Genomic DNA, 25,344 nt, shown 5'->3' with positions numbered 1-25,344 from the left:
TGCTACCTTAATTTTCACGCAAGGTTTGCAGCGGCGGATGCTTCAGGACATTGCGCAAGCCCAGCCAGCCGCCGGCGATCGCGCACAGGGCGCCGGCCAGCAGGCCGAAGGCCCACACGCCGGGCGCGAAGCTCCAGGCGAACTTGAACTGGTAAGTGGCCAGGGCCCAGCCCATGGCGGCCGCGCCCGTGGCCGCCAGCAAGCCGGCCAGGGCGCCTACGAGGGAAAACTCGATCAGCTGCGCCTGCGCCAGCTGGCGCCGCGTGGCACCCAGCGCGCGCAGCAGCCCCGCTTCGCGCGTGCGCTCGTCTTGCGAACCCATCAGCGCTGCATACAGCACCAGCAAACCCGAGGCCAAGGTGAAGGCGAAGAGGAATTCGACGGCCGTCACCACCTGGTCCAGCACGCCCTGGATTTGTTTCAGCACGCCGCCCACGTCGACCACCGTCAGGTTCGGGTAGTCGCGCAGCAAGGCGTTGCTCAGGTCCGCCTGCGCGGGCGGCAGGTGAAACGCCGTGATCCAGGTCTGCGGCGTGTCCGCCATGGCGGCCGGATTGATGATGACAAAGAAATTCACGCGCATCGAGCCCCATTCCAGCTTGCGCAGGCTGGTAATGGCCGCTTCCACGGGCTGGCCGGCGATGTCGAAGCGCAGCTTGTCGCCCAGTTTCAGTTTCAGGGTCTTGGCGATGCCTTCTTCCACCGACGCCTCAAACGGCGCACCCGGCGCATTGCCGAACCACTTGCCCGCGACGAGCTTGTTTTCTTCCTGCATGGTGGCCATCGTCGACAAGTTGAATTCGCGGTCGGCCAGGCCCTTGGCGCGGTCATCCTCATAGGTGGTTTCCGTGATGGCATTGCCATTCACGGCCACCAGGCGCCCGCGTATCATCGGATACAAAGGCGCGTTGAGCACGCCGGCCTGGGCCAGGCGCGCGGCAATCGGGTCTTTTTGCTCGGGCAGGATATTGATCATGAAGCGGTTCGGCGCGTCCGGCGGCGTGGCATTACGCCAGGCCACCATCAAGTCGCCGCGCACCACCGTCAGCAGCAGCAAGGCCATCAGGCCCAGGGCCAGGGACACTACCTGGATGACGGTGGCGCCCGGGCGGCGCTGCAGGGAAGTCACGGCAAAGCGCCAGCCCTGGTGATTGAAGGCGCCGCGCAGGGTTTTCAGCGAACGGATGCCCAGCCAGCCGGCCAGGCCGAACAGGGCGAAGCCGCCGAGAAAACCGGCCGCCGTCAGCAACGCCAGTTTCACGTCGCCCGCCTGCCACAAGAGCAGCACGACAAAGGCGGCGATACCCAGGCCATAGGTCGCCACGGCCAGCGCCTGCGGCGGCTCCTGCTCGCGGCGGATCACGCGGTTATGCGGGACATTGCGCAACTGCAAAATCGGCGGCAGGGCAAAGCCCAGCAGCAGCAACATGCCGGTGGCCACGCCCTGCAGCGCGGGCAGCAGGGACACGGGCGGCAAATCGCTCTGCACCAGCTTGCCCAACAGCTCCAGCAGCACCAAATGGCCGCCGAAGCCGATGGCTACGCCAACGACGCTGCCGGCCAGGCCAACCAGGAGAAATTCGATCACGTACATGGCCGTGACCTGGTTTTGCGTCAAGCCCAGGCAGCGCAGCATGGCGCAGGCGTCCAGGTGGCGCAGCATGAAGCGGCGCGCCGCCATCGCCACGGCGATGGCCGCCAGCATGGCCGACAGCAAGCCGACGAGGGACAGGAAACGGTCGGCACGGTCCAGAGTCGATTGCATCTGCGGGCTGCCCGATTCCAGCGACTCGATGCGCACACCTTTGATGGCCTGCGTCTTGATCTGGCTTTCCAGCCAGGCTTGATATTGCACAAGCTCGGCCGCCTTGGCGGGCGGCGCCGACAGCAGCAGCCGGTACGACACGCGCGAGCCGTTCTGCACCAGCGCCGTGGCGGCCAGATCGCTCAAGGGCAGCATCACGCGGGGGGCGAAATTGAGGAAGGAAGCGCCGCGGTCCGGTTCGCTGGCGATCAGCTGCGTGACCGTAAAGGCCTTGTCGCCCAGGGTCAGGCTGTCGCCCAGCTTCGCGTTCAGGCTGGACAGGATCGCCGCATCGACCCACAGGGTGCCGGGCGCCGGCACCTGGTCGGTGGGCCGCCCCACGGCATCCTGCGCTTCGCTCGGTTGGGTGGTGATTTTCAGCTTGCCCCGCTGCGGGTAACCGGGCGAGACAGCCTTGATGGACGCCAGCTGCGACAGCGATTGCTCGCCCTCGCCCGCCTGCGCCATGCTGGGAAACGTTACCGTGTCGGCCAGGAGGAAGCCGCGCTTTTGCGCTTCGGCGCGCCAGGCCGCATTGACGGGCTGGTCGGCGTTGATGACCAGGTCAGCACCCAGCAACTGGTGCGCGTCGCGGTTCAAGCCCGCGCGCAGGCGGTCGACGAAGAAGCCGACGGCCGACAGGGCCGCCACGGCGACGATCAGCGCGACGAGCAGGAAACGCAGTTGCCCGGCGCGCCAGTCGCGGCCGGTCATTTTCAGGGAGAGGCGGAGCATGGGCGGCGGGTCTTTATGCGAGTTGATTGTGAGGCGTTATTGCGCGATGCCGTGGGCGGCCGCGTGCTGCGCGAAATACGCGTCGACAGTGGCGAGGAAGGCGTCTTTCTGCGCCTGCGGCAGGAAGGCGGCGATGAATCCGTTGCGCGCCAGGCGTTGCGCGTGGGACAGGCCCAGCGGCAAGGCGTCGAAGATGGCGTCGAAGTTGTCGTTCATATAGCCGCCGAAATAGGCGGGATCGTCCGAGTTCACCGTCACCAGCAGGCCCGCGTCGAGCAGTTGCACCAGGTTATGGTCATGCATCTGGTCAAACACGCGCAGCTTGGTGTTCGACAGCGGGCAGACAGTCAGGGCGATCTGTTCACGCGCCAGGCGGGCCGTCAGTTCCGCATCCTCCAAGCAGCGCACGCCATGGTCGATGCGCTCGACCTGCAAGTCGTCGAGCGCCGTGCGGATGTAGGCTGGCGGACCTTCCTCGCCCGCGTGGGCCACCAGGTGCAGGCCCAGCTCGCGGCAACGGGCAAACACGCGCGAAAATTTCTCGGGCGGGTTGCCCACTTCCGAGGAATCGAGGCCGATGCCGATGAATTTGTCACGGTGTGGCAAGGCGTCTTCCAGGGTCTCGAAGGCTTCTTCCTCGCTCAAATGGCGCAGGAAACACAGGATCAGGGTCGCGCTGACGGGGCTGTCCTGGCAGGCGCGATGGATACCGTTGATCACATCGGCGATGGCCACGCCGCGCGCCGTGTGCGTTTGCGGGTCGAAGAAGATTTCCGTGTGCAGCACCTTATCGGCTTCGGCGCGACGCAGATAGGCTTGCGTCATGTCATAGAAATCCTGCTCTTTCAAGAGCACGCTTGCGCCAGCGTAATAAATGTCGAGAAAAGACTGTAAATCCGTAAAAGCATAGGCGCTGCGCAAGTGTTCCACCGATTCATAGCCCAGCGGCACGCCATTGCGCGCTGCCAGTGCGAAAATCAGTTCTGGCTCCAGCGAGCCTTCGATATGGATATGCAGTTCGGCCTTCGGCATGCCGCGGACAATCGCGCGCAATTGGGGGTTCATCATGGGTGTTCCTCATAGGGTGACGATAAAAGTGCTGGCACGCGCACGCGCGGCGCGCAGGGCCATCAGACATGCAGGCATCTTAGCGCAAGATGGCCGGCCTCACCGGCGGGCGGCCGCCGTGGCGCCGGCGGCAGCAGCGCCATGGCCGGCACCGGCACGCGCTGGCGAATTGTCGTATGATGCTTTAAAAGGTACAAAAAGATGCATTGAAACCGATGAAAAATTTCATGATTTATCCAATTAAATCAACAATTTACAAACAATTATTAAGGATATGCTGACATATCTTTTGACTTCCTGATCCTTTAGAGCAATAATAAATTTCATGGGGTAATGGTAGGTGCAACAAGCGCTATCAACAGTAAAAAAAAGCCGGCTGGCCACGTCAGCGCACGGCATCAAGCGCCAGTTTTTTGGTCCGGGCAATCCGGACTCGCAAAGACAGCCGGGCTTGAAACAACAATAAAAATCGATACGGGGTACAGGAAAAGTTCAGACGGCAAGCCCAGGCGAGTGCCAGGCGGGCGGCCATGGTGACTGGCAGTACGGGTTTACATTAAAGGACATTGACATGACCATTTTTGATAACTATGCAGCACGCTACGAGCGCACCCGCGAAGAGGAAATGTCGCTCACCGAATACCTGGCCCTGTGCAAGAAGGACAAGCTGACCTATGCCAGCGCGCCCGAACGCATGCTGGCCGCCATCGGCGAGCCGCAACTGGTCGACACGCGCAACGACACGCGCTTGTCGCGCATCTTCGCCAACAAGGTCATCAAGATCTATCCAGCCTTCCGCGAGTTCTATGGCACCGAGGAAGTCATCGAGCAAGTCGTCTCGTATTTCCGCCACGCGGCGCAAGGCCTGGAAGAACGCAAACAGATCCTGTATTTGCTGGGGCCTGTCGGCGGCGGCAAGTCGTCCATCGCGGAAAAACTCAAGTCGCTGATGGAACACGTGCCCTTCTATTGCCTGAAAGGCTCGCCCGTCAACGAATCGCCGCTGGGCCTGTTTAACGAGCAGGAGGACGGCACCATCCTGGAAGAGGATTACGGCATCCCGCGCCGCTACCTGCGCAACATCCCCAGCCCGTGGGCCGTGAAACGCCTGCATGAATACAATGGCGACATCAACCAGTTCCGCGTCGTCAAGCGCTATCCTTCCGTGCTGAAACAGATCGCCATCTCGAAAACGGAACCGGGCGACGAAAACAACCAGGACATTTCCTCGCTGGTGGGCAAGGTCGACATCCGCAAGCTGGAAGACTATGCGCAGGACGACCCGGACGCCTACAGCTATTCGGGCGGCCTGTGCCTGGCCAACCAGGGCTTGATGGAATTCGTGGAAATGTTCAAGGCCCCCATCAAGGTCTTGCATCCGCTGCTGACAGCCACGCAGGAAGGCAATTACAAGGGCACGGAAGGCTTCGGCGCGATTCCGTTTGACGGCATCATCCTGGCCCACTCGAACGAGTCGGAATGGAAGACCTTCAAGAACAACCGCAACAACGAAGCGTTTCTTGACCGTATCTATATCGTCAAGGTGCCGTACTGCCTGCGCGTGACCGATGAAATCAAGATCTACGACAAGCTGGTGGCCAATTCCTCGCTGGTCAAGGCCCCGTGCGCGCCCGGCACCCTGCGCATGATGGCCCAGTTCGCCATCCTGTCGCGCCTGAAAGATCCGGAAAACTCCAGCATTTTCTCGAAGATGCTCGTCTACGATGGCGAAAACCTCAAGGATACGGACCCGAAAGCCAAGTCCATGCACGAATACGTCGATTACGCGGGCGTGGACGAGGGCATGAACGGCCTGTCGACGCGCTTTGCCTTCAAGATCCTGTCAAAAGTGTTCAACTTTGACAATTCCGAAGTGGCCGCCAATCCCGTGCATCTATTATATGTACTGGAACAGCAGGTCGAGCGCGAGCAATTCGCGCCGGAACTCGAGCAGCGCTACTTCTCGTATATCAAAGAGCACCTGGCGCAGCGCTATGTGGAATTCATCGGCAAGGAGATCCAGACGGCTTACCTGGAGAGCTATTCGGAATACGGCCAGAACATTTTCGACCGCTACGTGACGTTTGCCGATTTCTGGATACAGGACCAGGAATACCGCGATCCGGACACGGGCGAAAGTTTCGACCGCGAATCGCTGAACAATGAACTGGAAAAGATCGAGAAGCCGGCGGGCATTTCCAATCCGAAGGATTTCCGCAATGAAATCGTAAACTTCGGGCTGCGCGCGCGGGCCTCGAACGGCGGCAAGAATCCCGCCTGGACCAGTTATGAAAAGTTCCGCACCGTGATTGAAAAGAAAATGTTTTCGAATACGGAGGAATTGCTGCCCGTGATTTCCTTCAATGCCAAGGCCAGCGCCGACGATGCCAACAAGCACGCCGACTTCGTCGCCCGCATGGTGGAAAAAGGCTATACGGCCAAGCAGGTACGCCTGTTATGCGAATGGTACTTGCGCGTACGCAAGTCGTCATAGCGCGGACAGCGAAGGCGCGCTCCCGCCCGATGAATGGCGGGGCGCGCGAGACGAGAGGCAAGGAGGCACCCTTTGACATACCTTATCGACAGGCGCTTGCAAAGCAAGAATAAATCCGCCGTCAACCGCGAGCGTTTCCTGCGGCGTTACAAGGGCCAGATCAAGGATGCCGTGGGGCGCGCCATCAAGGGGCGCTCGATCACGGACGTCGAGAATGGCGAGAAGGTCAGCATCCCCGTCAAGGATGTGGGCGAACCGTCGTTCGGCCACGCGCATGGCGGCGTGTGGGAAGTGGTCAATCCCGGCAACAAGGAATACCTGAAAGGCGACCAGATCACCCGGCCGAAAGGCGGCGGTGGCGGCGGCCGGGGCAAGGCGGGCAATAGCGACGAAACGACGGAAGACGATTTCATCTTCGAATTGTCGCGTGAAGAATTCATGAATTATTTCTTCGAGGACTTGGAATTGCCGCACATGGTGAAAACCCAGCTGACGGCCACCACGGAATTCAAGAACCAGCGCGCCGGCTACAATATGTCGGGCACGCCATCGAACATCCATGTGCTGCGTTCCCTGCGCGGCGCGCTGGGCCGGCGCATCGCCGTCGGCGGCGGCGCCCGCAAGCAGCTGGCGCAGGCCGAGGAAGACCTGGCCGAACTGCTGCACGAAGGCGCGCCCGACAGCGACCCGCTGGTGGTGGAACTGCGCCGCCTGATCCATCATCTGCACACGCGCCTGCTGGCGATTCCCTTCATCGACCCGTTCGACTTGCGCTACAGCAACCGCATCAAGGTGCCCAAGCCGATGACGCAAGCCGTCATGTTCTGCATCATGGACGTATCCGGTTCCATGGACGAGTCGCGCAAGGACACGGCCAAGCGCTTCTTCATCCTGCTGTATCTGTTCCTCAAGCGCGCCTACGACAAGATCGAGGTCGTCTTCATCCGCCACCATACGGCGGCGGCCGAAGTGGACGAGCATGAATTCTTCAATTCGCGCGAGTCCGGCGGCACCGTCGTGTCTTCCGCCCTGCACTTGCTCAATACCATCATCGACGAACGCTATGGCGCCGGGCAATGGAACAGCTATGTGGCGCAGGCCTCCGACGGCGACAACTGGGACAACGATTCCTTACTGTGCCGGCAACTGCTGATCAACACCATCATGCCCAAGGTGCAGTACTACACCTATGTCGAGATCACCGATGGCCCGCAGCAAAACCTGTGGGAGCAATACGCGGGCGTGCTCGACCATCACGCCCATTTCGCCATGCAAAAGATCGTCACGCCGGCTGATATCTACCCGGTCTTCCGCGAACTGTTCAAGAAACAGGTGAAATGATGAGTGCAGCCTTTGACCGCGCCAGCAACACCCCGGGCGAACCGTTCGTGCGCCTGCGCCACCCGAACGCCCTGCCCGAGCAGTCGGAATGGACGTTCGAGCTGATCGAGCAAATCCACGAGGAAATCCGCAGAGTGGCGCAACAGTTCGGCCTCGACACTTATCCGAACCAGCTGGAAATCATCACGGCCGAACAGATGATGGACGCCTACACCTCGGTCGGCATGCCCGTCTCCTACAACCACTGGTCGTTCGGCAAGCACTTTCTGTCTACCGAGAAAAGCTACAAGCGGGGCCAGATGGGCCTGGCCTACGAGATCGTCATCAACTCGAACCCGTGCATCGCCTATTTAATGGAGGAAAACAGCCTGACCATGCAATCGCTGGTGATCGCGCATGCGGCGTATGGCCATAACTCCTTCTTTAAAGGCAATTACCTGTTCCGCGCCTGGACAGATGCGGACGCCATCATCGACTATATGGTGTTTGCCAAGAATTACATTGCCGAATGCGAACAGCGCCATGGCGTCGATGCCGTGGAAATGCTGCTCGACTCGTGCCACGCCATCCAGAACTATGGCGTCGACCGCTACAAGCGCCCGGCGAAACTGTCGATGGTGAAGGAATATGCACGCCAGAAAGATCGCGAAGCCTATGTGCAGTCGCAGATCAACCAGCTGTGGCGTACCCTGCCCCGGCGCGACGAAGACGAAGACGAGGAAGAGCAGCGCAAGGCCGCGCCCCGCTTTCCGCCCGAACCCGAGGAAAACCTGCTGTACTTCATCGAAAAGTATGCGCCGCTGCTGGAACCGTGGCAACGCGAAATGGTGCGCATCGTGCGCAAGATTTCCCAGTATTTCTACCCGCAGCGGCAAACCCAGGTCATGAACGAGGGCTGGGCCACTTTCTGGCACTACACCATATTGAACCAGCTGTATGACGAAGGCGTGGTGGGCGACGGTTTCATGATGGAATTTCTGAAAAGCCATACCAACGTGGTCTACCAGCCGCCCATCGATAGCCCGTATTACAGCGGCATCAACCCGTATGCGCTGGGTTTCGCCATGATGAGCGACATCCGCCGCATCTGCGAGCACCCGACCGACGAAGACCGCGCCTGGTTCCCCGACATGGCCGGCAGCGACTGGCGCAAGAGCCTGGACTTCGCCATGCGCAATTTCAAGGATGAAAGCTTTATCGCCCAGTATCTGTCGCCGCGGCTGATCCGCGAATTCCACTTCTTTGCAGTGCTTGACGACGACAAGAATGAAAAACTGGCCATTTCCGCCATCCACGACGATGCCGGCTACCGCTACGTGCGCCAGCAACTGGCGGAGCAGTACAACCTGGGCAACCGCGAGCCGAACATCCAGGTCTGGTCCGTGAATACGCGCGACGACCGCGCCTTGACCCTGCGCCACACGCAATTCCAGCGCCGCCCGCTGAACCAGCAAGCGGCCGAGGTGCTCAAGCATGTGGCACGGCTGTGGGGCTTCGATGTGCACCTCGATACGGTCGATCCGCAGGGCGTCGTCCTGGGTACCCTGAATTGCCGGCGCGAGAAGCGCAACCGGCGCGACGATGCGCCGGCACGGCCTTGATATAGCTTTCTTGACAAGAATTTTAGCAAGAATATAAGCGCATCCTATGCCTGTATAGGAATTCCGTATGGCCTGGCGGCGTCAAAAGTGCCGCCAGGAGCGCCTTTTTTGACCTGGATAAAGTGTCTTTCGCACCCGTTTGGTGCGTCAGGATGGCTAAGTGGTCTGGTTCAGAGCTAAAACATTTCATAAAAGAAAGATTTTTCTCCAAATTTAGCAGTTTCCATATTGAATATCACGAAATATAATTCCGCCAGATAGGCACATCGGAGAACTTAGCAGCGGTCGCCCAAAACGGCTGTGAAAAACCGATAAGACCGCCTTTTTTTCTGTCCGAAAGCGTGCAAAGATGACATAAGCAAGTACGTTTTCAGGGCGCAAAAGCGCCAAAAATTTAACCGGTTTTAGGCGTTAAAAATCTGTGTAAAATAAAGAATTCGTATGTATAATTCGGCGACGTCCCGGATACGGCTGGAGCTTTGTGTCGTCATTTTGGGGTTCAGTTGCAAGACAAGAGATGGTATTTGGAGAAAGCAGGCATGAATTTTTCGAACGAGAAAAGTCCCAAGAACTACACAGGCATCACTGTCGTTGTCCTGCTGCACGTTCTCGCGGCTTACGGGATCGCGACGGGCTTGGGCAAGCGGTTAGTTACCAAAATGATGGAACCGGTTGAAACCAAGATTATCGAGGAAGTCAAACCGCCTCCACCGAAGGATCTTCCACCGCCACCACCGCCGCCAGAAATGAAAGCGCCACCGCCGCCATTCATTCCGCCAGTCGAGGTGAACGTGCAGCAGCCGCCACCACAGCAGAACGTGATTGCAAATACGACTGCCGTGAAGCCAGCCACGAATGTATTGGCACCGCCTGCACAGCCTGCACAGCCTGCGCCAACTCCTGGACCAGCCAAATCGGTGCGTACGCCGGCCGTGGTTGACTTCAGTGTCTGCGAAAAACCGGCTTATCCAAAGTCGTCGCAGCGCAATGAGGAAACCGGTGTGGTGACACTGTCGTTCCTGATCGGTGTCGACGGCAAGGTCGCTGATTCGAAGATCGTGAAGTCAAGCGGCTTCAGAGACCTGGACAAAGCTGCGGTGCAAGGTATCAGCCGCTGTACATTTAAGCCGGCAACAGTTGACGGCAAGCCGGAACAAGGCTGGCAGCAAATGCAATACGTTTGGTCGCTGGATTAAAACCCGAGACAGTTATCCCCTGTCTCACACCATGATTTCGTTGTCATTACGTTCAGCGATCTGTTATTTTTAATTTTGGAGGAAGCATGTTTAAGAATACCCGTTTGTCCGCATTTTTTGCCGCGGTTCTGTTGTCCGTTACCGCTACTACCGCTCTGGTAGCAGCTCCGGCATTCGCTGACGCGCCAGCATCGGCTGCCGCTACGGCTCCTGCGGCAGACGCTGCACCAGCACCAGTTGCTGCAGATGCCGCCGCTCCAGCAGCAGACGCAGCAGCCCCAGCCGCTGACGCAGCAGCTCCAGCCAAAACCGAAGAAGTGCACAACCCGTTCGGCCTGCAAGCAGTATGGGACGGCGGCTTCGTGCCACGCGCCACCCTGATCATCCTGTCCATCATGTCGATCGGCAGCTGGTACATCATCATCACCAAGCTGCTGGATCAAATGAAGATCTTCAAGCAAGCCAAAGAAGCCGCTTCCAAATTCTGGAAAGCACCTTCGATCGCTGCTGGTTCGGCAACCTTGAGCGAAGGCTCGCCATTCCGCTTCATCGCTGAATCGGGCACCAAGGCAACGGCTCACCATGATGGCGCCCTGCTGGAACAAATCGATCTGTCGACCTGGGTGACGATGTCGATCCAGCGCGCTTCGGACAAAGTCCAATCGCGTCTGCAAGATGGCCTGTCGTTCCTGGCAACCGTTGGTTCGACCGCACCGTTTATCGGTCTGTTCGGTACCGTTTGGGGTATTTACGGCGCGCTGACCGCGATCGGCATGACCGGTAACGCATCGATCGACAAAGTTGCAGGTCCAGTTGGTGAAGCACTGATCATGACCGCTTTCGGTCTGCTGGTCGCCGTTCCTGCCGTTCTGGGTTACAACTGGCTGGTTCGCCGCAACAAGTCGGCAATGGAAGACATCCGCTCGTTCAGCGCCGACGTTCACTCGGTTCTGGTTTCCGGCGTAATGTCGACCAGCGAAGCTGGCCGTGCTGCCGGCGCTAAAAAGATCGGATAAGAATCATGTCGATGTCCGTCGGCTCCGACAGCGGAGATGAAGATCAAGTAATGTCAGAAATCAACACGACGCCGCTCGTCGACATCATGTTGGTTTTGCTGATCATTTTCTTGATCACCAGTCCGGTTGTCCTCAAATTGCAGAAAATCGATCTGCCGATCGAGGCCAACCAAGCCCTTCAAAGCAAGCCAGAAAACGTCAACATCGTTGTTAACAAGGATGGTGAGATTTACCTGGGCCAGACCAGACTGAAAGACACGAACGAATTGTTCGATTATCTTAAAGTTGAAGCAGTGAAAGTACCGCAGCCGGAAGTACACGTTCGTGGCGACCAAGAAACACGCTACGAATCGATCGGCCGGGTTATTTACACGACCCAACGTGCCGGGATCCAGAAGGTCGGCTTCATCACCGAACCACCTGACAAGGGCTGATAGCGACTGACAGCGGCGTCCCGGCAACATGGGGACGCCACTGCCAGAAGCTGACCGGGCGGCAGTTTCGCCCGGTGCTTCGTTGGACTTCTTAAAGGAAACACTATGAGTATGAATGTCGGTTCGGGAAGCGCAGCAGGCGCGGATCCGGAACCAATGATGGAACTGAACATGACGCCCCTCATCGACGTGATGCTGGTGCTGATTATCATGTTGATCATCACGATTCCTAAGCAAAACCACTCGGTGAACCTGAACATGCCGGTCGGCACCCCGCCGCCACCGACAACCGAACCAGTGGTCGTCACGATCGATGTCGATTTTGATGGCACTATCTTGTGGGACAATCAGGTCGTACCTGATCGTAATACGCTGGAAGCCAAGCTGAGCAACGTTGCTGCGCAAGCAGATCAGCCGGAAGTGCATCTGCGTCCTAACAAGCTGGTGGAATACAAAGTCGTCGCCGGTGTGATGGCGTCGGCGCAGCGTCTGGGCGTGACCAAAATCGGTCTGGTCGGCAACGAGCAATTCCAGTAAGCTGTAGCAATCAGGTTATCTTTACATCCGAATAGGCAGGACTTCCTGCCTATTCGCTTTTTACTGAAAGACTTTCTCATGTCCAAGTTTCGTCTCGCTCATCTCGGTCTCGTCATGGCCGCTATCGGTTTTACCGCAGCAACTCCTGTAATCGGCCTGGGCTCGCTGGCATATGCCGCGGACACCGTGCGCGCCGAAGTCGGCAAGCCACTGCAAGAAGCACAAAAACTCGCTAGCAGCGGCAAAAACAAGGAGGCGCTGGCCAAACTGCGTGAAGCAGACAGCGTCGGCGGCAAGACCGCCTTTGAAAGCTACCAGATCGAACGCGTACGCGCTTCGGCCGCCGCAGCATCTGGCGACAACGGCACCGCCATCAAGGCCTTCGAAGCCGTCATCAATTCCGGCCGCCTGAGCGCCGCCGAAGCCCCCAAATTCACGCAAGCACTGGCCGGCATGTACTACCGCGCCAAGGACTGGCCGAACACCATCACCTGGATCAAACGCTCGCTGAAAGACCGCGAAGATCCACAGATGCGCGAACTGCTGATCCAGACCTACTACGTCAGCGGCAACTACGCCGAAGCGGCGAAAGAGCTGCAAGCGCGCGGCGGCAACTCGGAAGCGAGCCTGCAAATGCTGGCCAACATCCAGTTGAAGCAAAACGACAAGGGCGGCTATGTCGCCACCCTGGAAAAACTGGCATCGAGCTATCCGAAAACCAGCTACTGGGCCGACCTGCTGAACCGCGTTTCGGGTAAACCTGGCTTCTCGCAGCGCCTGGGCCTGGACGTCCAGCGCCTGCGCCTGGCCAACGGCCTGTTCACCAAGCCTTCCGAATACATGGAAATCAGCCAGCTGGCCCTGCAAGCCGGCAATCCAGGCGAAGCGTTGAGCATCATCGAGCAAGGCTACAAAAAAGGCGTGCTGGGCACGGGCGCCGATGCGCCACGTCACCAGCGCCTGAAAGACCTGGCCCTGAAAACCCAGGCCGAGCTGAAAGCCAGCGCCGCCAAGTCGGAAGCGGAATACGTCAAGAACAAGGACGCCGACAGCTTGAGCAAGCTGGGCTTCGCCCTCGTGTACGATGGTCAGGCCGACAAGGGCCTGGGCTTGATGAATGACGCCGTGAAAATGGGCACCGCCAAATATGCGGAAGAAGCCAAGCTGCATCTGGGCATCGCTTACATTCACGCCGGCAAGAAGTCCAATGCCACGACGGCACTCAAAGCCGTCAAGGGCACGGATGGCGCGGCTGACCTGGCCCGCTACTGGACCTTAATGAACAAGTAATTGACATCAAACCCAAGCTACTGCGCGTCGCGCTTTGCAGCCTGTGATGCTCACCGTACTAGCGTACGGTTGCGCTTCTTGGCCACAAGGGGGCGCCGAGCCTCACTGCCGCTCGCTACGCTTGGGTTCGACGTTGAGAGTGCATTGAATCAATACAAAAGCGTTGCCAGCACACCCGCCGGCAACGCTTTTTGTTATTTCAGCAGTGAAATTCGCCCTGTGCCCGCCCTGCCGGGTGTGCATCCCTGAAACAGTCCGTATAATCCCCCTTTTGGCACAGTTTTTCATCAGATTCCTATGAAGGTATTCCGCGGACTTCCCAATGCCCAGGCACGAGCGCCTTGCGCTCTGACCATCGGCAATTTTGACGGTGTCCACATCGGCCATCAAGCCTTGCTGGCGCGCGTGCGCGACGCTGCCACCGAGCTCGGCATTGAAGCGGCCGTGATGACGTTCGAACCGCACCCGCGCGAATTCTTTGCGCAGCGCGCGGGCGACTTGTCCAAAGCCCCTCAGCGCATCGCCAACTTGCGCGACAAGTTGCAGTCGCTGGACGACGCCGGCATCGACCGTGTCGTCGTCGAACACTTCAGTGCCCAGTTCGCCGCCTTGACGCCGCAGGAATTCACGGAAAAAGTCCTCGTCGACGGCTTGCACGTGAAATGGCTGATGGTCGGCGACGACTTTTGCTATGGCGCCAGGCGCGCCGGCGACGTGGCCATGCTGCAGGAAGCGGGCCGCAAATATGGTTTTCATGTAGAAACCTTGCCTACCGTGATGAGCGGCAGCACGCGCATCTCGTCCTCGGCCGTGCGCCTGGCGCTGGCCGCCGGCGATTTCCCGCTGGCCACGCAGCTGCTGGGCCATCCGTACGCCATTTCCGGCCATGTGATCCACGGCCAGAAACTGGGCCGTACCCTCGGTTTCCCCACTCTGAACTTGCGCGTGGCGCACCGTCCCGCCCTGTCCGGCATCTTCATCGTGCAAGTGCATGGCCTGGGGCCGCTGCCGCTGCCGGCCGTGGCCAGCCTGGGCGTGCGCCCCACCGTCGACGACAGCGGCCGCGTCTTGCTGGAAGTGCATCTGTTTGATTTCAATCAATCCTGCTACGGCAAGCTGGTGCGCGTGGAATTCCTGGAAAAACTGCGCGACGAAGAAAAGTACGACGACTTGCCCACCCTGACGGCCGCCATCGAGCGCGACTCGAAGCAGGCGCGCGCCTGGTTCGAGCAGCGCAGCGGCACCATTACCGCCACCGACCGAATTTGACGCCGGCCAATTCCGCCGCCTGGTGGCTCACGCCGCCGCAAACCCGCTGCAAAAATATACTCGATACCATTAAAGAAGACTATGTCCGATCAAAACAAGCCAGCCACGCCCAAGCAGAACAAGAAACCTGAAAGCAAATACCCGGTCAACATGACGGAAACCCCATTCCCGATGCGCGGCGACATGGCCAAGCGCGAGCCGCAGTGGGTACAGCAATGGCAAGACAAGAAAATCTACGAGCGCGTGCGCAAAGCTGCCGCCGGCCGTCCGAAATTCATCCTGCATGACGGCCCGCCGTACGCGAATGGCGACATCCACCTGGGCCACGCCGTCAACAAGATCCTGAAGGACATGGTCGTCAAGTCACGCTCGCTGGCCGGCTTCGACGCGCCGTATGTACCGGGCTGGGATTGCCACGGCATGCCGATCGAGATCCAGATCGAAAAACTGCACGGCAAGAACCTGCCGACGGCCGACGTGCTGGAAAAGGCCCGCGCCTACGCCAACGTGCAGGTCGAGCGCCAGAAGAAGGATTTCATCCGCCTGGGCGTACTGGGCGAGTGGGACAACCCGTATCTGACGATGGCGCACGGCAATGAAGCCGACGAATTGCGCGCGCTGGGCAAACTGCTGGAAAAAGGCTATGTCTACCGCGGCCTGAAACCCGTCAACTGGTGCTTCGACTGCCAGTCGGCGCTGGCCGAGGCAGAAGTGGAATACGCGGAAAAACGCGATCCCGCCATCGACGTCGGCTTCAAGTTCGCCGAGCCGGAAAAACTGGCGGCCGCCTTCGGCCTGCCTTCCCTGCCAACCGATAACGGTTTCATCGTCATCTGGACCACCACGCCGTGGACCATCCCGTCCAACCAGGCGCTGAACGTGCACCCGGAAGTGAAATATTCGCTGGTGAAAGCCGAGCGCGATGGCCAGCCATTGCTGCTGATCCTGGCGCAAGACCTGGTCGTGGCCAGCCTGGCGCGCTTCAAGCTCGATGGCACGACGATTGCCACCTGCGACGGCGCGGCCCTGGCCGGCATCAGCTTCCGCCATCCGCTGCATGCGGCCGACGCTTTCTATGACCGTTTGTCGCCCCTGTACCTGGCCGAATACGTGACCACGGAAAGCGGCACGGGCGTGGTGCACTCGGCGCCCGCCTACGGCCTGGACGACTTCATCTCGTGCAAGGCGCACGGCATGAAGGACGACGACATCATCAAGCCCGTCATGGGCGACGGCAAGTTTGCCTCGACCCTGCCCCTGTTCGGCGGCATGACCATCTGGGAAGCGTCGAAGCCGATCTGCAACGCCCTGCGCGAAGCGGGAGCCCTGTTCGAAGTCAAGATGTTCGACCACAGCTACATGCATTGCTGGCGTCATAAGACGCCGATCATCTACCGCGCCACCTCGCAGTGGTTCGCCGGCATGGACGTGACGCCGAAGGATGGCGGCGCGACCCTGCGCGAGACGGCGCTGAAAGGCATCGCCGACACCGAGTTCTTCCCGGACTGGGGCCAGGCGCGCCTGCACGGCATGATCGCCAACCGTCCTGACTGGACCCTGTCGCGCCAGCGCCAGTGGGGCGTGCCCATGGCCTTCATCGTGCACAAGGAAACGGGCGACCTGCATCCGCGCACGCCGGAACTGCTGGAACAAGTGGCCAAGCTGATCGAAAAGAACGGCATCGAAGCATGGCAGGCGCTGGACCTGGCTGACCTGATCGGCGACGAAGCGGCCATCTACGCCAAGAACAAGGACACGCTGGACGTGTGGTTCGATTCCGGCGCCACGCACCAGACGGTGCTGGGCGGCCCGCAAGCGCACGGTTCGCACTCGACGCAGCTGCAATTCCCGGCCGACCTGTACCTGGAAGGCTCGGACCAGCATCGCGGCTGGTTCCACTCGTCGCTGCTGGTGTCGTCGATGCTGAATGGCCGTCCGCCGTACAAAGCCCTGCTGACGCACGGCTTCACGGTCGATGGCGAAGGCAAAAAGATGTCAAAGTCGCTGGGCAACACGCTGGCGCCGCAAAAGATCTCGGACACCCTGGGCGCGGATATCCTGCGCCTGTGGATCGCCTCGACCGATTACACGGGCGAACTGTCGATCTCCGACGAGATCCTCAAGCGCGTGACCGAATCGTATCGCCGCATCCGCAATACCCTGCGCTTCCTGCTGGCCAACACGTCTGACTTCAATCCGGCCACGGACGCCGTGCCGGTGGCGGAAATGTTCGAAATCGACCGCTATGCGCTGGCCAACATGGCCTCGCTGCAGCAGCAGATCGAGAACAACTACGCGCGCTACGAATTCCACCCGGTGGTGTCGAAGCTGCAGACATACTGCTCGGAAGACCTGGGCGGCTTCTACCTGGACATCCTGAAGGACCGTTTGTACACCTCGGGCCTGACGTCGCACGCGCGCCGTTCGGCGCAGACGGCCCTGTGGCACATCACGCAAAGCCTGCTGCGCCTGATGGCGCCTGCGCTGTCGTTCACGGCCGAAGAAGCGTGGGCCGTCTTCGCCGGTGCGGAGGCCTATGCCGCCAGCGATGAAACCATCTTCACGCAAACCTGGTGGCAGCTGCCGGAAGTAACGGACGCCGCCGCCCTGCTGGAGAAATACACGGCACTGCGCGCCGTGCGCACGGACGTGACAAAACAGCTGGAAGACTTGCGCACCTCGGGCGCCATCGGTTCCTCGCTGCAGGCGGAATTGACGATCAAGGCCGCGCCGATGAAGTACAAGCTGCTGACCACCCTGGGCGAGGACTTGAAGTTCGTCTTCATCACCTCGCAGGCCAGCGTGGTCGAAGTGCCTGAGGAAGCGGCCGAGGAAGTGGTCGTGGCCGCATCGACGGCGCCGAAGTGCGAGCGCTGCTGGCACTACCGCAGCGACGTGGGCACGGACGCTGCGCATGCTACCCTGTGCGGCCGCTGCGTCAGCAACCTGTTTGGCAAGGGCGAGGTTCGCCGATTCGCATAGACTGTCACCCCGGGGCGCTGCCTGCGTCCCGTGTCCAACCGCCGCCTGCCACCAGGCGGCGGCTTTATCTTCCCTGGAAAAATATGGCCACTAAAAACCGTTTTTCATCGAAATCGTCCTCCTCGGCGTCACTGGTGCCCTGGCTGGGCATTGCCGCCATCGTCATCCTGTTCGACCAGATCACCAAGATCACGATCCTGAAGACCTTGCGCTATGCGCAGGAGATGGTCATCACCTCGTATTTCAATCTGGTGCTCGCGTATAACAAGGGCGCCGCGTTCAGCTTCCTGTCCGACCAGGGCGGCTGGCAGCGCTATTTCTTCACCGCCATCGCCCTCGGGGCGGCCATCTACATCATTTATCTGCTGAAAAAGCACGCCGGCCAGCGCATGTTCTGCTGGGCCCTGGCGCTGATACTCGGCGGCGCCCTGGGCAACGCCATCGACCGCCTGATGTATGGCCACGTGGTCGACTTCCTCGACTTCCACTGGAAAAGCTGGGGCCACTTCCCCGCCTTCAATATCGCCGACAGTGCCATCGTCATTGGCGTGGCCCTGTTCATCATCGATGAACTGCGCCGGGTAAACAAATAAACACGCAGGAGAACGGCATGGAATTGTCCGGCAAAAAAATCGTCCTGGGACTTTCTGGCGGCGTCGCCTGCTACAAGGCGGCGGAACTGTGCCGCGCGCTGACAAAGGCCGGTGCCTCGGTGCAGGTGGTGATGACGGATGCGGCCAGCCACTTCATCACGGCCGTCACGATGCAGGCGCTGTCCGGCCACCCCGTGCACACCAGCCAGTGGGATGCGCGCATAGCCAACAACATGGCGCATATCGATTTGACGCGCCATGCGGACGCCATCCTGATCGCCCCGTGTTCGGCCGACTTTATGCGCAAACTGGCGCACGGCGTGTGCGACGACCTGCTGTCGACCCTGTGCCTGGCCCGCCCGGCCCACCTGCCTTTGCTGGTGGCGCCGGCCATGAACGTGGAAATGTGGCAGAACCCCGCCACGCAGCGCAATGTGCAGCAGCTGCGCGACGACGGCATCAAGCTGTTTGGACCGGCCGCCGGCGAACAGGCGTGCGGCGAAGTGGGACTGGGCCGCATGCTGGAACCGGAGCAGCTGCTGACGGAGCTGATCGCCGCCTTCCAGCCGAAGGTATTGGCGGGCAGGCGCGTGCTGGTCACGGCCGGCCCTACTTTTGAGGCCATCGACCCCGTGCGCGGCATCACCAATCTGTCCTCCGGCAAGATGGGCTATGCGGTGGCGCGCGCGGCGCGCGAAGCGGGCGCCGAGGTGCTGCTCATTTCCGGCCCCACGGCCCTGGACGCGCCCTTCGGCGTGCGCCGCATCGATGTGCAAAGCGCGCAGCAGATGCATGATGCGGTTCTTGCCCACGTCGACGGCCAGCATGTCTTTGTCGCCGTGGCCGCCGTGGCCGACTGGCGCGTGGCCAACGCCAGCGAACAAAAGATGAAAAAGCAGGCCGACGGCTCCGTGCCGGAACTGCAGTTCGCGCAAAACCCCGACATCCTGGCCACCGTGGCGGCACGCACCAACCTGGCCGGCTATCCCTACTGCGTGGGCTTTGCCGCCGAATCGGAAAATCTGGTGGAATTCGGCTCGACCAAGCGCGAAAAGAAGGGCATCCCTCTGCTGGTCGGCAATATCGGCCAGAACACGTTTGGCCAGGACGACAACACCATCATCCTGTTCGACGAGGAAGGCCATACCGTGCTGCCACGCGCCTCGAAACTGAACCTGGCGCGCCAGCTGATTTCGGAAATCTCGAAGCGGCTCGCCAAGAATTCGCTGCTCAAATAATCCATTTTTAGACGACTTAGCTTCAATGAAAAATATCGACATCAAGATCCTCGACGCCCGCATGCAAGAACTGCTGCCAGCCTACGCCACCCCAGGCAGCGCCGGCCTGGACCTGCGCGCCTGCATAGACGAAGCCATCACCATCGAAGCAGGACAGACCGTGCTCATTCCCACCGGCCTGGCGATTCACATCGGCGACCCGTCATATGCCGCCATGATTTTGCCGCGCAGCGGCATGGGCCACAAAAACGGCATCGTCTTGGGGAATCTGGTAGGCTTGATCGACTCCGATTACCAGGGCCAGCTGATGGTATCGACCTGGAACCGGGGCCAGAGTGCTTTCACGCTCAACCCCATGGAACGCCTGGCGCAACTGATTATCGTGCCGGTGCTGCAAGTGGGCTTTAACGTCGTCGAGGAATTCGGCGACAGCGAACGCGGTGTTGGCGGTTTCGGCAGCACCGGCAAACATTAAGGATTGTCTTATGCCAGGTTTCCGCCATCTGATCTCAGCCCCAACTTCGCTGCGCCATCTGGCCTCGCCACTGCTGGTGGCTTGCGTTACCCTTCTCTCTGCCTGCACCACGCCGACGACGACTGTCAGCGGCCCGTTCAACGTGGTGCCGGCGCCCGATGCGCCCGCCCCGACGGCGCAGCAAAAGGCGGCGCAGGAAGAGCTGGTGAAGATGGTGGCGCTGCAGGACCGCCTGTCGAAAGTCTCGGCGCCCCTGCTGATCAACAATGCGGACCTGTGCAAGACGTATGCGCGCAACCTGCTGGGCTTCACGGCGCAGAATAAGTATTCCTACCCTGGCATCTATGCCGACGCGGCGCAGGCGGCGCTCGGCTACGGCGAACAGATGCAGGTCTCCGGCGTCTTGCCGGGCAGCGGCGCCGCGCGCGCCGGCTTGCGCAAGGGCGACGGCTTGCTGGCCGCCGAAGGCAAGCCGCTGCCGGCCGGCCCGAAAGCGGAAGGCCCGTTCGGCGCCATCGTCGGCCCGCTGGCCTCGAAGAGCGCCAGCCTGAACATGACCATCGCCCGCGATGGCCAGCAGCAGGACCTGAAAATTCCCGTCACGCGCGCCTGCGCCTTCCGCGTTGCCCTGGGCAATGCGGACAATGTCAACGCATACTCGGACGGCGCGCGCATCATGCTCACGCGCGGCATGCTCAATACGGCACAAAACGACGAAGGCATCGCCTTCGTGATCGCCCGCGAAATGGCGCACAACATCCTCGACCACGCGCGCAGCCAGCGCACGGCAGGGACGGCCGGCAGCATCATCGACAGCCTGGGCGCCGTACAGCCCGACGTGGCTATGCTGACGGGCGCCGCCGGCATCAAGGCCATGCCGCAGGAACTCGACGTGCAAGCCGACACCCTGGCCATCTACCTGCTGGCGCGCGCCGGCTACAACGTCGACAACGCCGCCCGTTTCTGGCAGCGCCTGGCCACGCAAGTGCCGGCCACGGTCGCCAACGGCTACACGGCCCTGCACCCGGGCACCAACTCGCGCATGGCGGCCATCAACCGCGCCGTGACGGACGTGCGCGCCAAGCAGGCCGCGAAGAAGCCGCTGAAGCCTTAAATACCAAAGGCGCCTGGTGCAGCAGGTTTGCTCAGGCGCCCGGGAAATTCGGGAAATAGGTACCCATGATCCAGGTCAGGGCGCCGCAGAACACCACGGCTAAAAACAGGACAATGAGCAGCTTGCCGAACTTGGGAATACCCTCTTCTTGCGTCTTGACTTCATTTGACATGAAAATTCTCCGCAGGGTGGTGGAACAGGTAGTATATCCACAATCTTGAAACCTTTTCCATACTTTGCCGCACACATGCGGCATGTAACCAGCGCGCGCCATGGACAGCATCGACCTTGAAGTTCTGAAAACCAGCGCCGCCTGGCTCGCCGCCGGCCACCGCTGCGAACTCGTCACCGTCATCAAGACCTGGGGTTCCAGCCCCCGCCCCGTGGGCGCCACGCTGGCCATCTGCGACGATGGCACGGTGGTCGGTTCCGTCTCCGGCGGCTGCATCGAGGATGATTTGATCGACACCGTGCGCGTGCATGGCATCGTGCGCACCCAGCCGGACATCGTCAGCTACGGCATCAGCGCCGACGAAGCGCACCGCTTCGGCCTGCCCTGCGGCGGAACCATCGAACTGGCCATCGAACCGCTGCATGCAGGCAGCCGCGTGGCCGAACTGCTGGCGCGCCTGGAAGCGCATGAACTGGTCGAGCGCCGCCTCGACCTGCGTACTGGCGCCGTCACCCTGCAGCGCGCCGCGCCGGGCGCCGGGCTGGCCCTGGAAAATGGCGTACTCACCACGCAGCATGGCCCGCGCTGGCGCTTGCTGATCATCGGCGCCAGCCAGCTGTCGCGCTTCGTGGCGCAAATCGCCACGGCCATGGATTACCACGTCCTCGTCTGCGACCCGCGCGAGGAATACAGGGGCGGCTGGAACGTGCCGGGCGTGCCCCTGCTGCACGCCATGCCCGACGACCTCGTGCTGGAACTCAAACTCGACAGCCGCAGTGCCGTCGTCGCCCTCACGCATGATCCCAAGCTCGATGACCTGGCCCTGATGGAAGCGCTGAAATCGCCTGCGTTCTACGTGGGCGCCATCGGCTCGCGCGCGAATAACGCCAAGCGCCGCGAACGGCTGCTGCAATTCGACGTCAGCGCCGAGCAACTGGCGCGCCTGCACGGCCCCATCGGCCTGTACATCGGCAGCAAGACGCCGGCCGAAATCGCCATTTCCATCCTGGCCGAACTGACGGCCGTGAAAAATGGCGTGCCCGACGCCCTGCAGATCCAGCACGCGGCGGCCCTGAGCCCGCCCGGCACCGACATCTGCGCGCGTTAAAGGCAAAAGCAAGAAACGCGGTGCGCCCGCGTCGCCTCCCTGATAGCGTCCCTGACTTTGGCCCACCATGACCCTGCTGCACTGGACCCTCCCCCTGCCCGCTGGCTACCGCCGCGACGATGTCATCGCCTTCCACAGCCGTGATGCGGAAGCCGTGGCCGAACAAGTCACGCCGACAGGCCTGCGCAAGGGCATCCTGCTGGCCGGCGTACCCGTAGTCCTGGACGTCGCCTTCACGCAGGATGCTGCCATCTGCCAGGCAGACATCGATGGCGATGGCGATACCGACCTTCAAACGCCCCTGCACGGCGCCCTCCTGAACATCCTCGGCCTGCGCATCGACCCGCAGCCGTTCGCGCAACTGGCCGCCGCCGACCCGCTGCTGGCGCCTTTGGTCCGCCTCAATCCGGGCCTGCGCATCGTGCAATCGGCCAGTCCGTTCGAGGCGCTGACCTGGGCCATCATCGGCCAGCAGATCAACCTGTCGTTCGCCATTGCCCTGCGCCGCACCTTCATTTTGCAGGCGGGACGCCGGCACGGCAGTGGCTTGTGGTGCTATCCCGAAGCACGCGACGTGGCCAGGCTGGCGATCGACGACCTGACCAGCCGCAAATTCTCGCGCGCCAAGGCGGAAACCGTGCTGCGCCTGGCGCGCCTTGTCGACGAGGGAGAATTGTCGCTGGAGCTGCCCCCCTCCGGCGACGTGGCAGCCATTTCGCAGGCACTGCTGGCCGTGAAGGGCATCGGCCCGTGGACCGTCAACTACGCACTGCTGCGCGGCTACGGCTATGCCGACTGCTCGCTGCACGGCGACGTGGCCATCCGCGCCGCCCTGCAAAAGCTGCTCGGCGAAGAGGTCAAGCCGGACATGGCGCGCACCGAGCATTGGCTGCGCCAGTACGCACCGCACCGCAGCATGGCGGCCGCCCACCTGTGGGCCAGCCTGCACGCGCCAGGAAAAAATATTTTGCCTGACCGGGAATAAACGGCGGACGGCACGCGTCTATCCCTTGCAAGCCCTCAAAACCTCAAGGAGACCATCATGCGCTTTACCACTTTTGCCGCTACCGCCCTTTTCACCGCCTTGTCCGCCCCGCTGGCTTTCGCCGCCGACGTCATGACCGCCAACGGCATGCTGGTCAACGCCACAGGCATGACCGTGTATGTGTTCGACAAGGATGTCGCCGACAGCGGCAAGAGCGCCTGCAGCGGCGGCTGCCTGGTGGCCTGGCCCGCCGTCATCGCCACCGAGACGGCACCCGCCGCCCCGTATGGCAGCATCAAGCGCGAAGACAACGGCGCCATGCAGCTGACCTACAAGGGCAAGCCCCTGTACCTGTACAAGGAAGACAAGAAGCCGGGCGACGTGGCCGGCGACAACTTCAAGAACGTGTGGCACGTCGTCAAGCCGTAAGCCTCTTCCCGCCGCCACGATGACCACGCAAGAGGACAGCCGCACACTGCAAGCCTGCCTGCCCGGCCTGCGCCGCTATGCGCGCGCGCTGGTGGGCGCCGTGCACGCGGATGACCTGGTGCAGGACACCGTGGAGCGGGCCTGGCGCAAGTTCGGCCAGTGGCAGCGCGGTGGCGAGATGCGGTCCTGGCTGTTTTCCATCATGCACAACCTGCACGTGGACCAATTGCGCCGTCCCGGCCTGGCGCTGCAGGAACTCGATGACGACGCCCTGCTGCCCGCGCCGGAGCACGCCCCCGGGCAAGCCATCGCCATCGTCGAAATGGATGCGGCGCTGGCCCGTTTGCCGCTGGGTCAGCGCGAAGTCATCCTGCTCGTCGCGCTCGAACAGATGCCGTACGAGCAGGTAGCGGCCACCCTGGATATCCCCATCGGCACCGTCATGTCGCGGTTGTCGCGCGGGCGCGACCGGCTGCGCGAACTGCTGGACGGCCGCCCCGCCGGCAGCCATGGCGCCCCCACCCTGAAAGTGATGAAATGACTACGCAAGCCATCAGCGAAGCGCAATTGCACGCCCTGGCCGACGGCGTCCTGCCCGAGGAGCAGCGCGCGGCCATCGACGCCCACCTGCGCGCGCATCCGGACGATGCCGCCCGGGTGGATGCCTGGCGCGAGCAGAACCGGCAGTTGCGTGCCCTGTTCGATCCCATGCTGGGCGAAGCCGTGCCGCCGGCGCTGCGGCAGGCGGCATCGCCAGCGGCAGCGAACGGCGCCTGGCAGCGCCCCGCCATGCAGGCGGCAGCGGCCATCATGCTGCTCATCGCGGGCGGCATGGGCGGCTGGCTGCTGCGCGGCAGCGACAGCGTGACCAGCAGCGCCAACCCGATCTCCCTGGCGCGCAGCGCCGCCATCGCCCATGCCGTCTACACGCCCGAAGTACGCCACCCAGTGGAAGTGGGGGTCGAACAAGAGGCGCACCTGGTGCAATGGCTGTCGAAACGCCTGGGCACGAAACTGCAGCCGCCCGCGCTGTCGCCGCTCGGCTACCACTTGATCGGCGGGCGCCTGCTGCCCGGCGATGGCGACGGCCCCGTGGCGCAATTCATGTATGAAGATGGCAAAGGCCAGCGCCTGACCCTGTACGTAGCCAGGGAACGGGCCGGCAGGCAGGAAACGGCTTTCCGCTACACGCAGGAAAAGGACTTGAGCGTGTTTTACTGGATCGACGGTCAGCTCGGTTATGCCCTCTCGGCGAGCCTGCCCAAACAGGCGCTGGGCAAGATCGCCGACGCTGTGTACGCGCAGCTGGAACAGCCACGCTGAAGCAGCCCGGCCTGGGGGCAGCCGCTGGCGGCCATCGGACCCGCGCCTGCAGCGCAGGGCGGCTGGTGCTACCATCGCGTACTGATGCGCTCATCCGTATGGTGGATGACCGTCGCGCTTTCCCGCACCATCCCCACTCC

22 protein-coding genes are annotated in these 25,344 nt (G+C 61.5%); 19 read left to right on the top strand and 3 right to left on the bottom strand.

Annotated elements, in window-relative coordinates; translation table 11 throughout:
• Window positions 1-7: 7 nt before the first annotated feature.
• Both ACQ4WS_RS13380 and ACQ4WS_RS13375 read right to left on the bottom strand, forming a co-directional pair.
• Window positions 8-2,539 (bottom strand): ABC transporter permease, encoded by a 2,532-nt coding sequence (locus tag ACQ4WS_RS13380; RefSeq protein WP_436476949.1) that lies wholly within the window; start codon window positions 2,537-2,539, stop codon window positions 8-10.
• Window positions 2,540-2,575: 36 nt separating this feature from the next.
• Entirely contained in the window at window positions 2,576-3,607 is a 1,032-nt protein-coding gene (locus tag ACQ4WS_RS13375; RefSeq protein WP_436476947.1) for an adenosine deaminase, read from the bottom strand.
• Window positions 3,608-4,178: 571 nt separating this feature from the next.
• Here ACQ4WS_RS13375 and ACQ4WS_RS13370 point away from each other — a divergent pair.
• From ACQ4WS_RS13370 to ACQ4WS_RS13305, 14 genes are all read left to right on the top strand, one after another.
• On the top strand, window positions 4,179-6,101 hold the full coding sequence (locus ACQ4WS_RS13370; RefSeq protein ID WP_071075815.1) for a PrkA family serine protein kinase: 1,923 nt from the start codon (window positions 4,179-4,181) through the stop codon (window positions 6,099-6,101).
• A gap of 72 nt (window positions 6,102-6,173) precedes the next feature.
• Window positions 6,174-7,442: a YeaH/YhbH family protein gene (locus ACQ4WS_RS13365; protein WP_436476945.1), complete on the top strand. Its 1,269-nt coding sequence runs from the start codon at window positions 6,174-6,176 to the stop codon at window positions 7,440-7,442.
• Window positions 7,442-9,043 (top strand): SpoVR family protein, encoded by a 1,602-nt coding sequence (locus ACQ4WS_RS13360; RefSeq protein WP_436477024.1) that lies wholly within the window; start codon window positions 7,442-7,444, stop codon window positions 9,041-9,043. The genes ACQ4WS_RS13365 and ACQ4WS_RS13360 overlap by 1 nt, the downstream gene beginning before the upstream one ends.
• Before the next feature lie 539 nt (window positions 9,044-9,582).
• Complete coding sequence (locus tag ACQ4WS_RS13355; protein ID WP_436476943.1) at window positions 9,583-10,239, top strand: energy transducer TonB; 657 nt, start codon at window positions 9,583-9,585, stop codon at window positions 10,237-10,239.
• Between the two features lie 86 nt (window positions 10,240-10,325).
• Window positions 10,326-11,255 carry a MotA/TolQ/ExbB proton channel family protein gene (locus ACQ4WS_RS13350; protein WP_436476941.1) on the top strand — a complete coding sequence of 310 codons (930 nt, stop codon included), beginning with the start codon at window positions 10,326-10,328 and terminating at the stop codon, window positions 11,253-11,255.
• Between the two features lie 5 nt (window positions 11,256-11,260).
• Complete coding sequence (locus ACQ4WS_RS13345) at window positions 11,261-11,689, top strand: ExbD/TolR family protein (protein WP_034785240.1); 429 nt, start codon at window positions 11,261-11,263, stop codon at window positions 11,687-11,689.
• Window positions 11,690-11,794: 105 nt separating this feature from the next.
• Window positions 11,795-12,226 carry an ExbD/TolR family protein gene (locus ACQ4WS_RS13340; protein ID WP_170840419.1) on the top strand — a complete coding sequence of 144 codons (432 nt, stop codon included), beginning with the start codon at window positions 11,795-11,797 and terminating at the stop codon, window positions 12,224-12,226.
• Window positions 12,227-12,304: 78 nt separating this feature from the next.
• Window positions 12,305-13,516 carry a tetratricopeptide repeat protein gene (locus ACQ4WS_RS13335; protein ID WP_436476939.1) on the top strand — a complete coding sequence of 404 codons (1,212 nt, stop codon included), beginning with the start codon at window positions 12,305-12,307 and terminating at the stop codon, window positions 13,514-13,516.
• A 297-nt stretch (window positions 13,517-13,813) separates the two neighbouring features.
• Complete coding sequence (locus ACQ4WS_RS13330; RefSeq protein ID WP_436476938.1) at window positions 13,814-14,785, top strand: bifunctional riboflavin kinase/FAD synthetase; 972 nt, start codon at window positions 13,814-13,816, stop codon at window positions 14,783-14,785.
• 81 nt (window positions 14,786-14,866) lie between these two features.
• Window positions 14,867-17,767: an isoleucine--tRNA ligase gene (gene ileS, locus ACQ4WS_RS13325; RefSeq protein WP_436476936.1), complete on the top strand. Its 2,901-nt coding sequence runs from the start codon at window positions 14,867-14,869 to the stop codon at window positions 17,765-17,767.
• Window positions 17,768-17,850: 83 nt separating this feature from the next.
• Window positions 17,851-18,360 (top strand): signal peptidase II, encoded by a 510-nt coding sequence (gene lspA, locus ACQ4WS_RS13320; RefSeq protein WP_436476934.1) that lies wholly within the window; start codon window positions 17,851-17,853, stop codon window positions 18,358-18,360.
• Window positions 18,361-18,377: 17 nt separating this feature from the next.
• Entirely contained in the window at window positions 18,378-19,598 is a 1,221-nt protein-coding gene (gene coaBC, locus ACQ4WS_RS13315) for a bifunctional phosphopantothenoylcysteine decarboxylase/phosphopantothenate--cysteine ligase CoaBC (RefSeq protein WP_436476932.1), read from the top strand.
• A gap of 25 nt (window positions 19,599-19,623) precedes the next feature.
• Complete coding sequence (dut, locus tag ACQ4WS_RS13310) at window positions 19,624-20,073, top strand: dUTP diphosphatase (protein WP_099762451.1); 450 nt, start codon at window positions 19,624-19,626, stop codon at window positions 20,071-20,073.
• Window positions 20,074-20,083: 10 nt separating this feature from the next.
• On the top strand, window positions 20,084-21,187 hold the full coding sequence (locus ACQ4WS_RS13305) for a M48 family metalloprotease (RefSeq protein WP_436476930.1): 1,104 nt from the start codon (window positions 20,084-20,086) through the stop codon (window positions 21,185-21,187).
• Window positions 21,188-21,218: 31 nt separating this feature from the next.
• Here the strand turns inward: ACQ4WS_RS13305 and ACQ4WS_RS13300 are convergent, their stop codons facing one another.
• Entirely contained in the window at window positions 21,219-21,359 is a 141-nt protein-coding gene (locus ACQ4WS_RS13300; RefSeq protein WP_162835767.1) for a hypothetical protein, read from the bottom strand.
• Window positions 21,360-21,459: 100 nt separating this feature from the next.
• Between ACQ4WS_RS13300 and ACQ4WS_RS13295 the strand changes: the two genes are divergently transcribed.
• The 5 genes from ACQ4WS_RS13295 to ACQ4WS_RS13275 all read left to right on the top strand — a co-directional run bounded on the left by ACQ4WS_RS13295 (window position 21,460) and on the right by ACQ4WS_RS13275 (window position 25,204).
• Complete coding sequence (locus ACQ4WS_RS13295; RefSeq protein ID WP_436476927.1) at window positions 21,460-22,467, top strand: XdhC family protein; 1,008 nt, start codon at window positions 21,460-21,462, stop codon at window positions 22,465-22,467.
• Window positions 22,468-22,534: 67 nt separating this feature from the next.
• On the top strand, window positions 22,535-23,452 hold the full coding sequence (locus ACQ4WS_RS13290) for a DNA-3-methyladenine glycosylase family protein (RefSeq protein ID WP_436476925.1): 918 nt from the start codon (window positions 22,535-22,537) through the stop codon (window positions 23,450-23,452).
• A gap of 57 nt (window positions 23,453-23,509) precedes the next feature.
• Window positions 23,510-23,881, top strand: coding sequence for a COG4315 family predicted lipoprotein (locus ACQ4WS_RS13285; protein ID WP_436476923.1), 372 nt, complete (start codon window positions 23,510-23,512; stop codon window positions 23,879-23,881).
• A 19-nt stretch (window positions 23,882-23,900) separates the two neighbouring features.
• Window positions 23,901-24,422, top strand: coding sequence for an RNA polymerase sigma factor (locus ACQ4WS_RS13280; protein ID WP_436476921.1), 522 nt, complete (start codon window positions 23,901-23,903; stop codon window positions 24,420-24,422).
• Entirely contained in the window at window positions 24,419-25,204 is a 786-nt protein-coding gene (locus ACQ4WS_RS13275) for an anti-sigma factor family protein (RefSeq protein ID WP_436476919.1), read from the top strand. Before ACQ4WS_RS13280 ends, ACQ4WS_RS13275 begins: the two co-directional genes overlap by 4 nt.
• The last annotated feature ends 140 nt before the right edge of the window (window positions 25,205-25,344 follow it).

Origin of the sequence: Janthinobacterium leeuwenhoeki (assembly GCF_051380795.1) — a bacterium.
GTDB lineage: Bacteria > Pseudomonadota > Gammaproteobacteria > Burkholderiales > Burkholderiaceae_D > Janthinobacterium.
Note: the sequence above shows the minus strand (reverse complement) of the source record. Positions and strands in the feature narration are given on the sequence as shown.

Coding starts and splice junctions, on each gene's coding strand:
- ACQ4WS_RS13380 (WP_436476949.1), bottom strand. CDS start 2,539: ATGCTCCGCCTCTCCCTGAAAATGACCGGCCGCGACTGGCGCGCCGGG.
- ACQ4WS_RS13375 (WP_436476947.1), bottom strand. CDS start 3,607: ATGATGAACCCCCAATTGCGCGCGATTGTCCGCGGCATGCCGAAGGCC.
- ACQ4WS_RS13370 (WP_071075815.1), top strand. CDS start 4,179: ATGACCATTTTTGATAACTATGCAGCACGCTACGAGCGCACCCGCGAA.
- ACQ4WS_RS13360 (WP_436477024.1), top strand. CDS start 7,442: ATGAGTGCAGCCTTTGACCGCGCCAGCAACACCCCGGGCGAACCGTTC.
- ACQ4WS_RS13355 (WP_436476943.1), top strand. CDS start 9,583: ATGAATTTTTCGAACGAGAAAAGTCCCAAGAACTACACAGGCATCACT.
- ACQ4WS_RS13350 (WP_436476941.1), top strand. CDS start 10,326: ATGTTTAAGAATACCCGTTTGTCCGCATTTTTTGCCGCGGTTCTGTTG.
- ACQ4WS_RS13345 (WP_034785240.1), top strand. CDS start 11,261: ATGTCGATGTCCGTCGGCTCCGACAGCGGAGATGAAGATCAAGTAATG.
- ACQ4WS_RS13340 (WP_170840419.1), top strand. CDS start 11,795: ATGAGTATGAATGTCGGTTCGGGAAGCGCAGCAGGCGCGGATCCGGAA.
- ACQ4WS_RS13335 (WP_436476939.1), top strand. CDS start 12,305: ATGTCCAAGTTTCGTCTCGCTCATCTCGGTCTCGTCATGGCCGCTATC.
- ACQ4WS_RS13330 (WP_436476938.1), top strand. CDS start 13,814: ATGAAGGTATTCCGCGGACTTCCCAATGCCCAGGCACGAGCGCCTTGC.
- ileS (WP_436476936.1), top strand. CDS start 14,867: ATGTCCGATCAAAACAAGCCAGCCACGCCCAAGCAGAACAAGAAACCT.
- lspA (WP_436476934.1), top strand. CDS start 17,851: ATGGCCACTAAAAACCGTTTTTCATCGAAATCGTCCTCCTCGGCGTCA.
- coaBC (WP_436476932.1), top strand. CDS start 18,378: ATGGAATTGTCCGGCAAAAAAATCGTCCTGGGACTTTCTGGCGGCGTC.
- dut (WP_099762451.1), top strand. CDS start 19,624: ATGAAAAATATCGACATCAAGATCCTCGACGCCCGCATGCAAGAACTG.
- ACQ4WS_RS13305 (WP_436476930.1), top strand. CDS start 20,084: ATGCCAGGTTTCCGCCATCTGATCTCAGCCCCAACTTCGCTGCGCCAT.
- ACQ4WS_RS13300 (WP_162835767.1), bottom strand. CDS start 21,359: ATGTCAAATGAAGTCAAGACGCAAGAAGAGGGTATTCCCAAGTTCGGC.
- ACQ4WS_RS13295 (WP_436476927.1), top strand. CDS start 21,460: ATGGACAGCATCGACCTTGAAGTTCTGAAAACCAGCGCCGCCTGGCTC.
- ACQ4WS_RS13290 (WP_436476925.1), top strand. CDS start 22,535: ATGACCCTGCTGCACTGGACCCTCCCCCTGCCCGCTGGCTACCGCCGC.
- ACQ4WS_RS13285 (WP_436476923.1), top strand. CDS start 23,510: ATGCGCTTTACCACTTTTGCCGCTACCGCCCTTTTCACCGCCTTGTCC.
- ACQ4WS_RS13280 (WP_436476921.1), top strand. CDS start 23,901: ATGACCACGCAAGAGGACAGCCGCACACTGCAAGCCTGCCTGCCCGGC.
- ACQ4WS_RS13275 (WP_436476919.1), top strand. CDS start 24,419: ATGACTACGCAAGCCATCAGCGAAGCGCAATTGCACGCCCTGGCCGAC.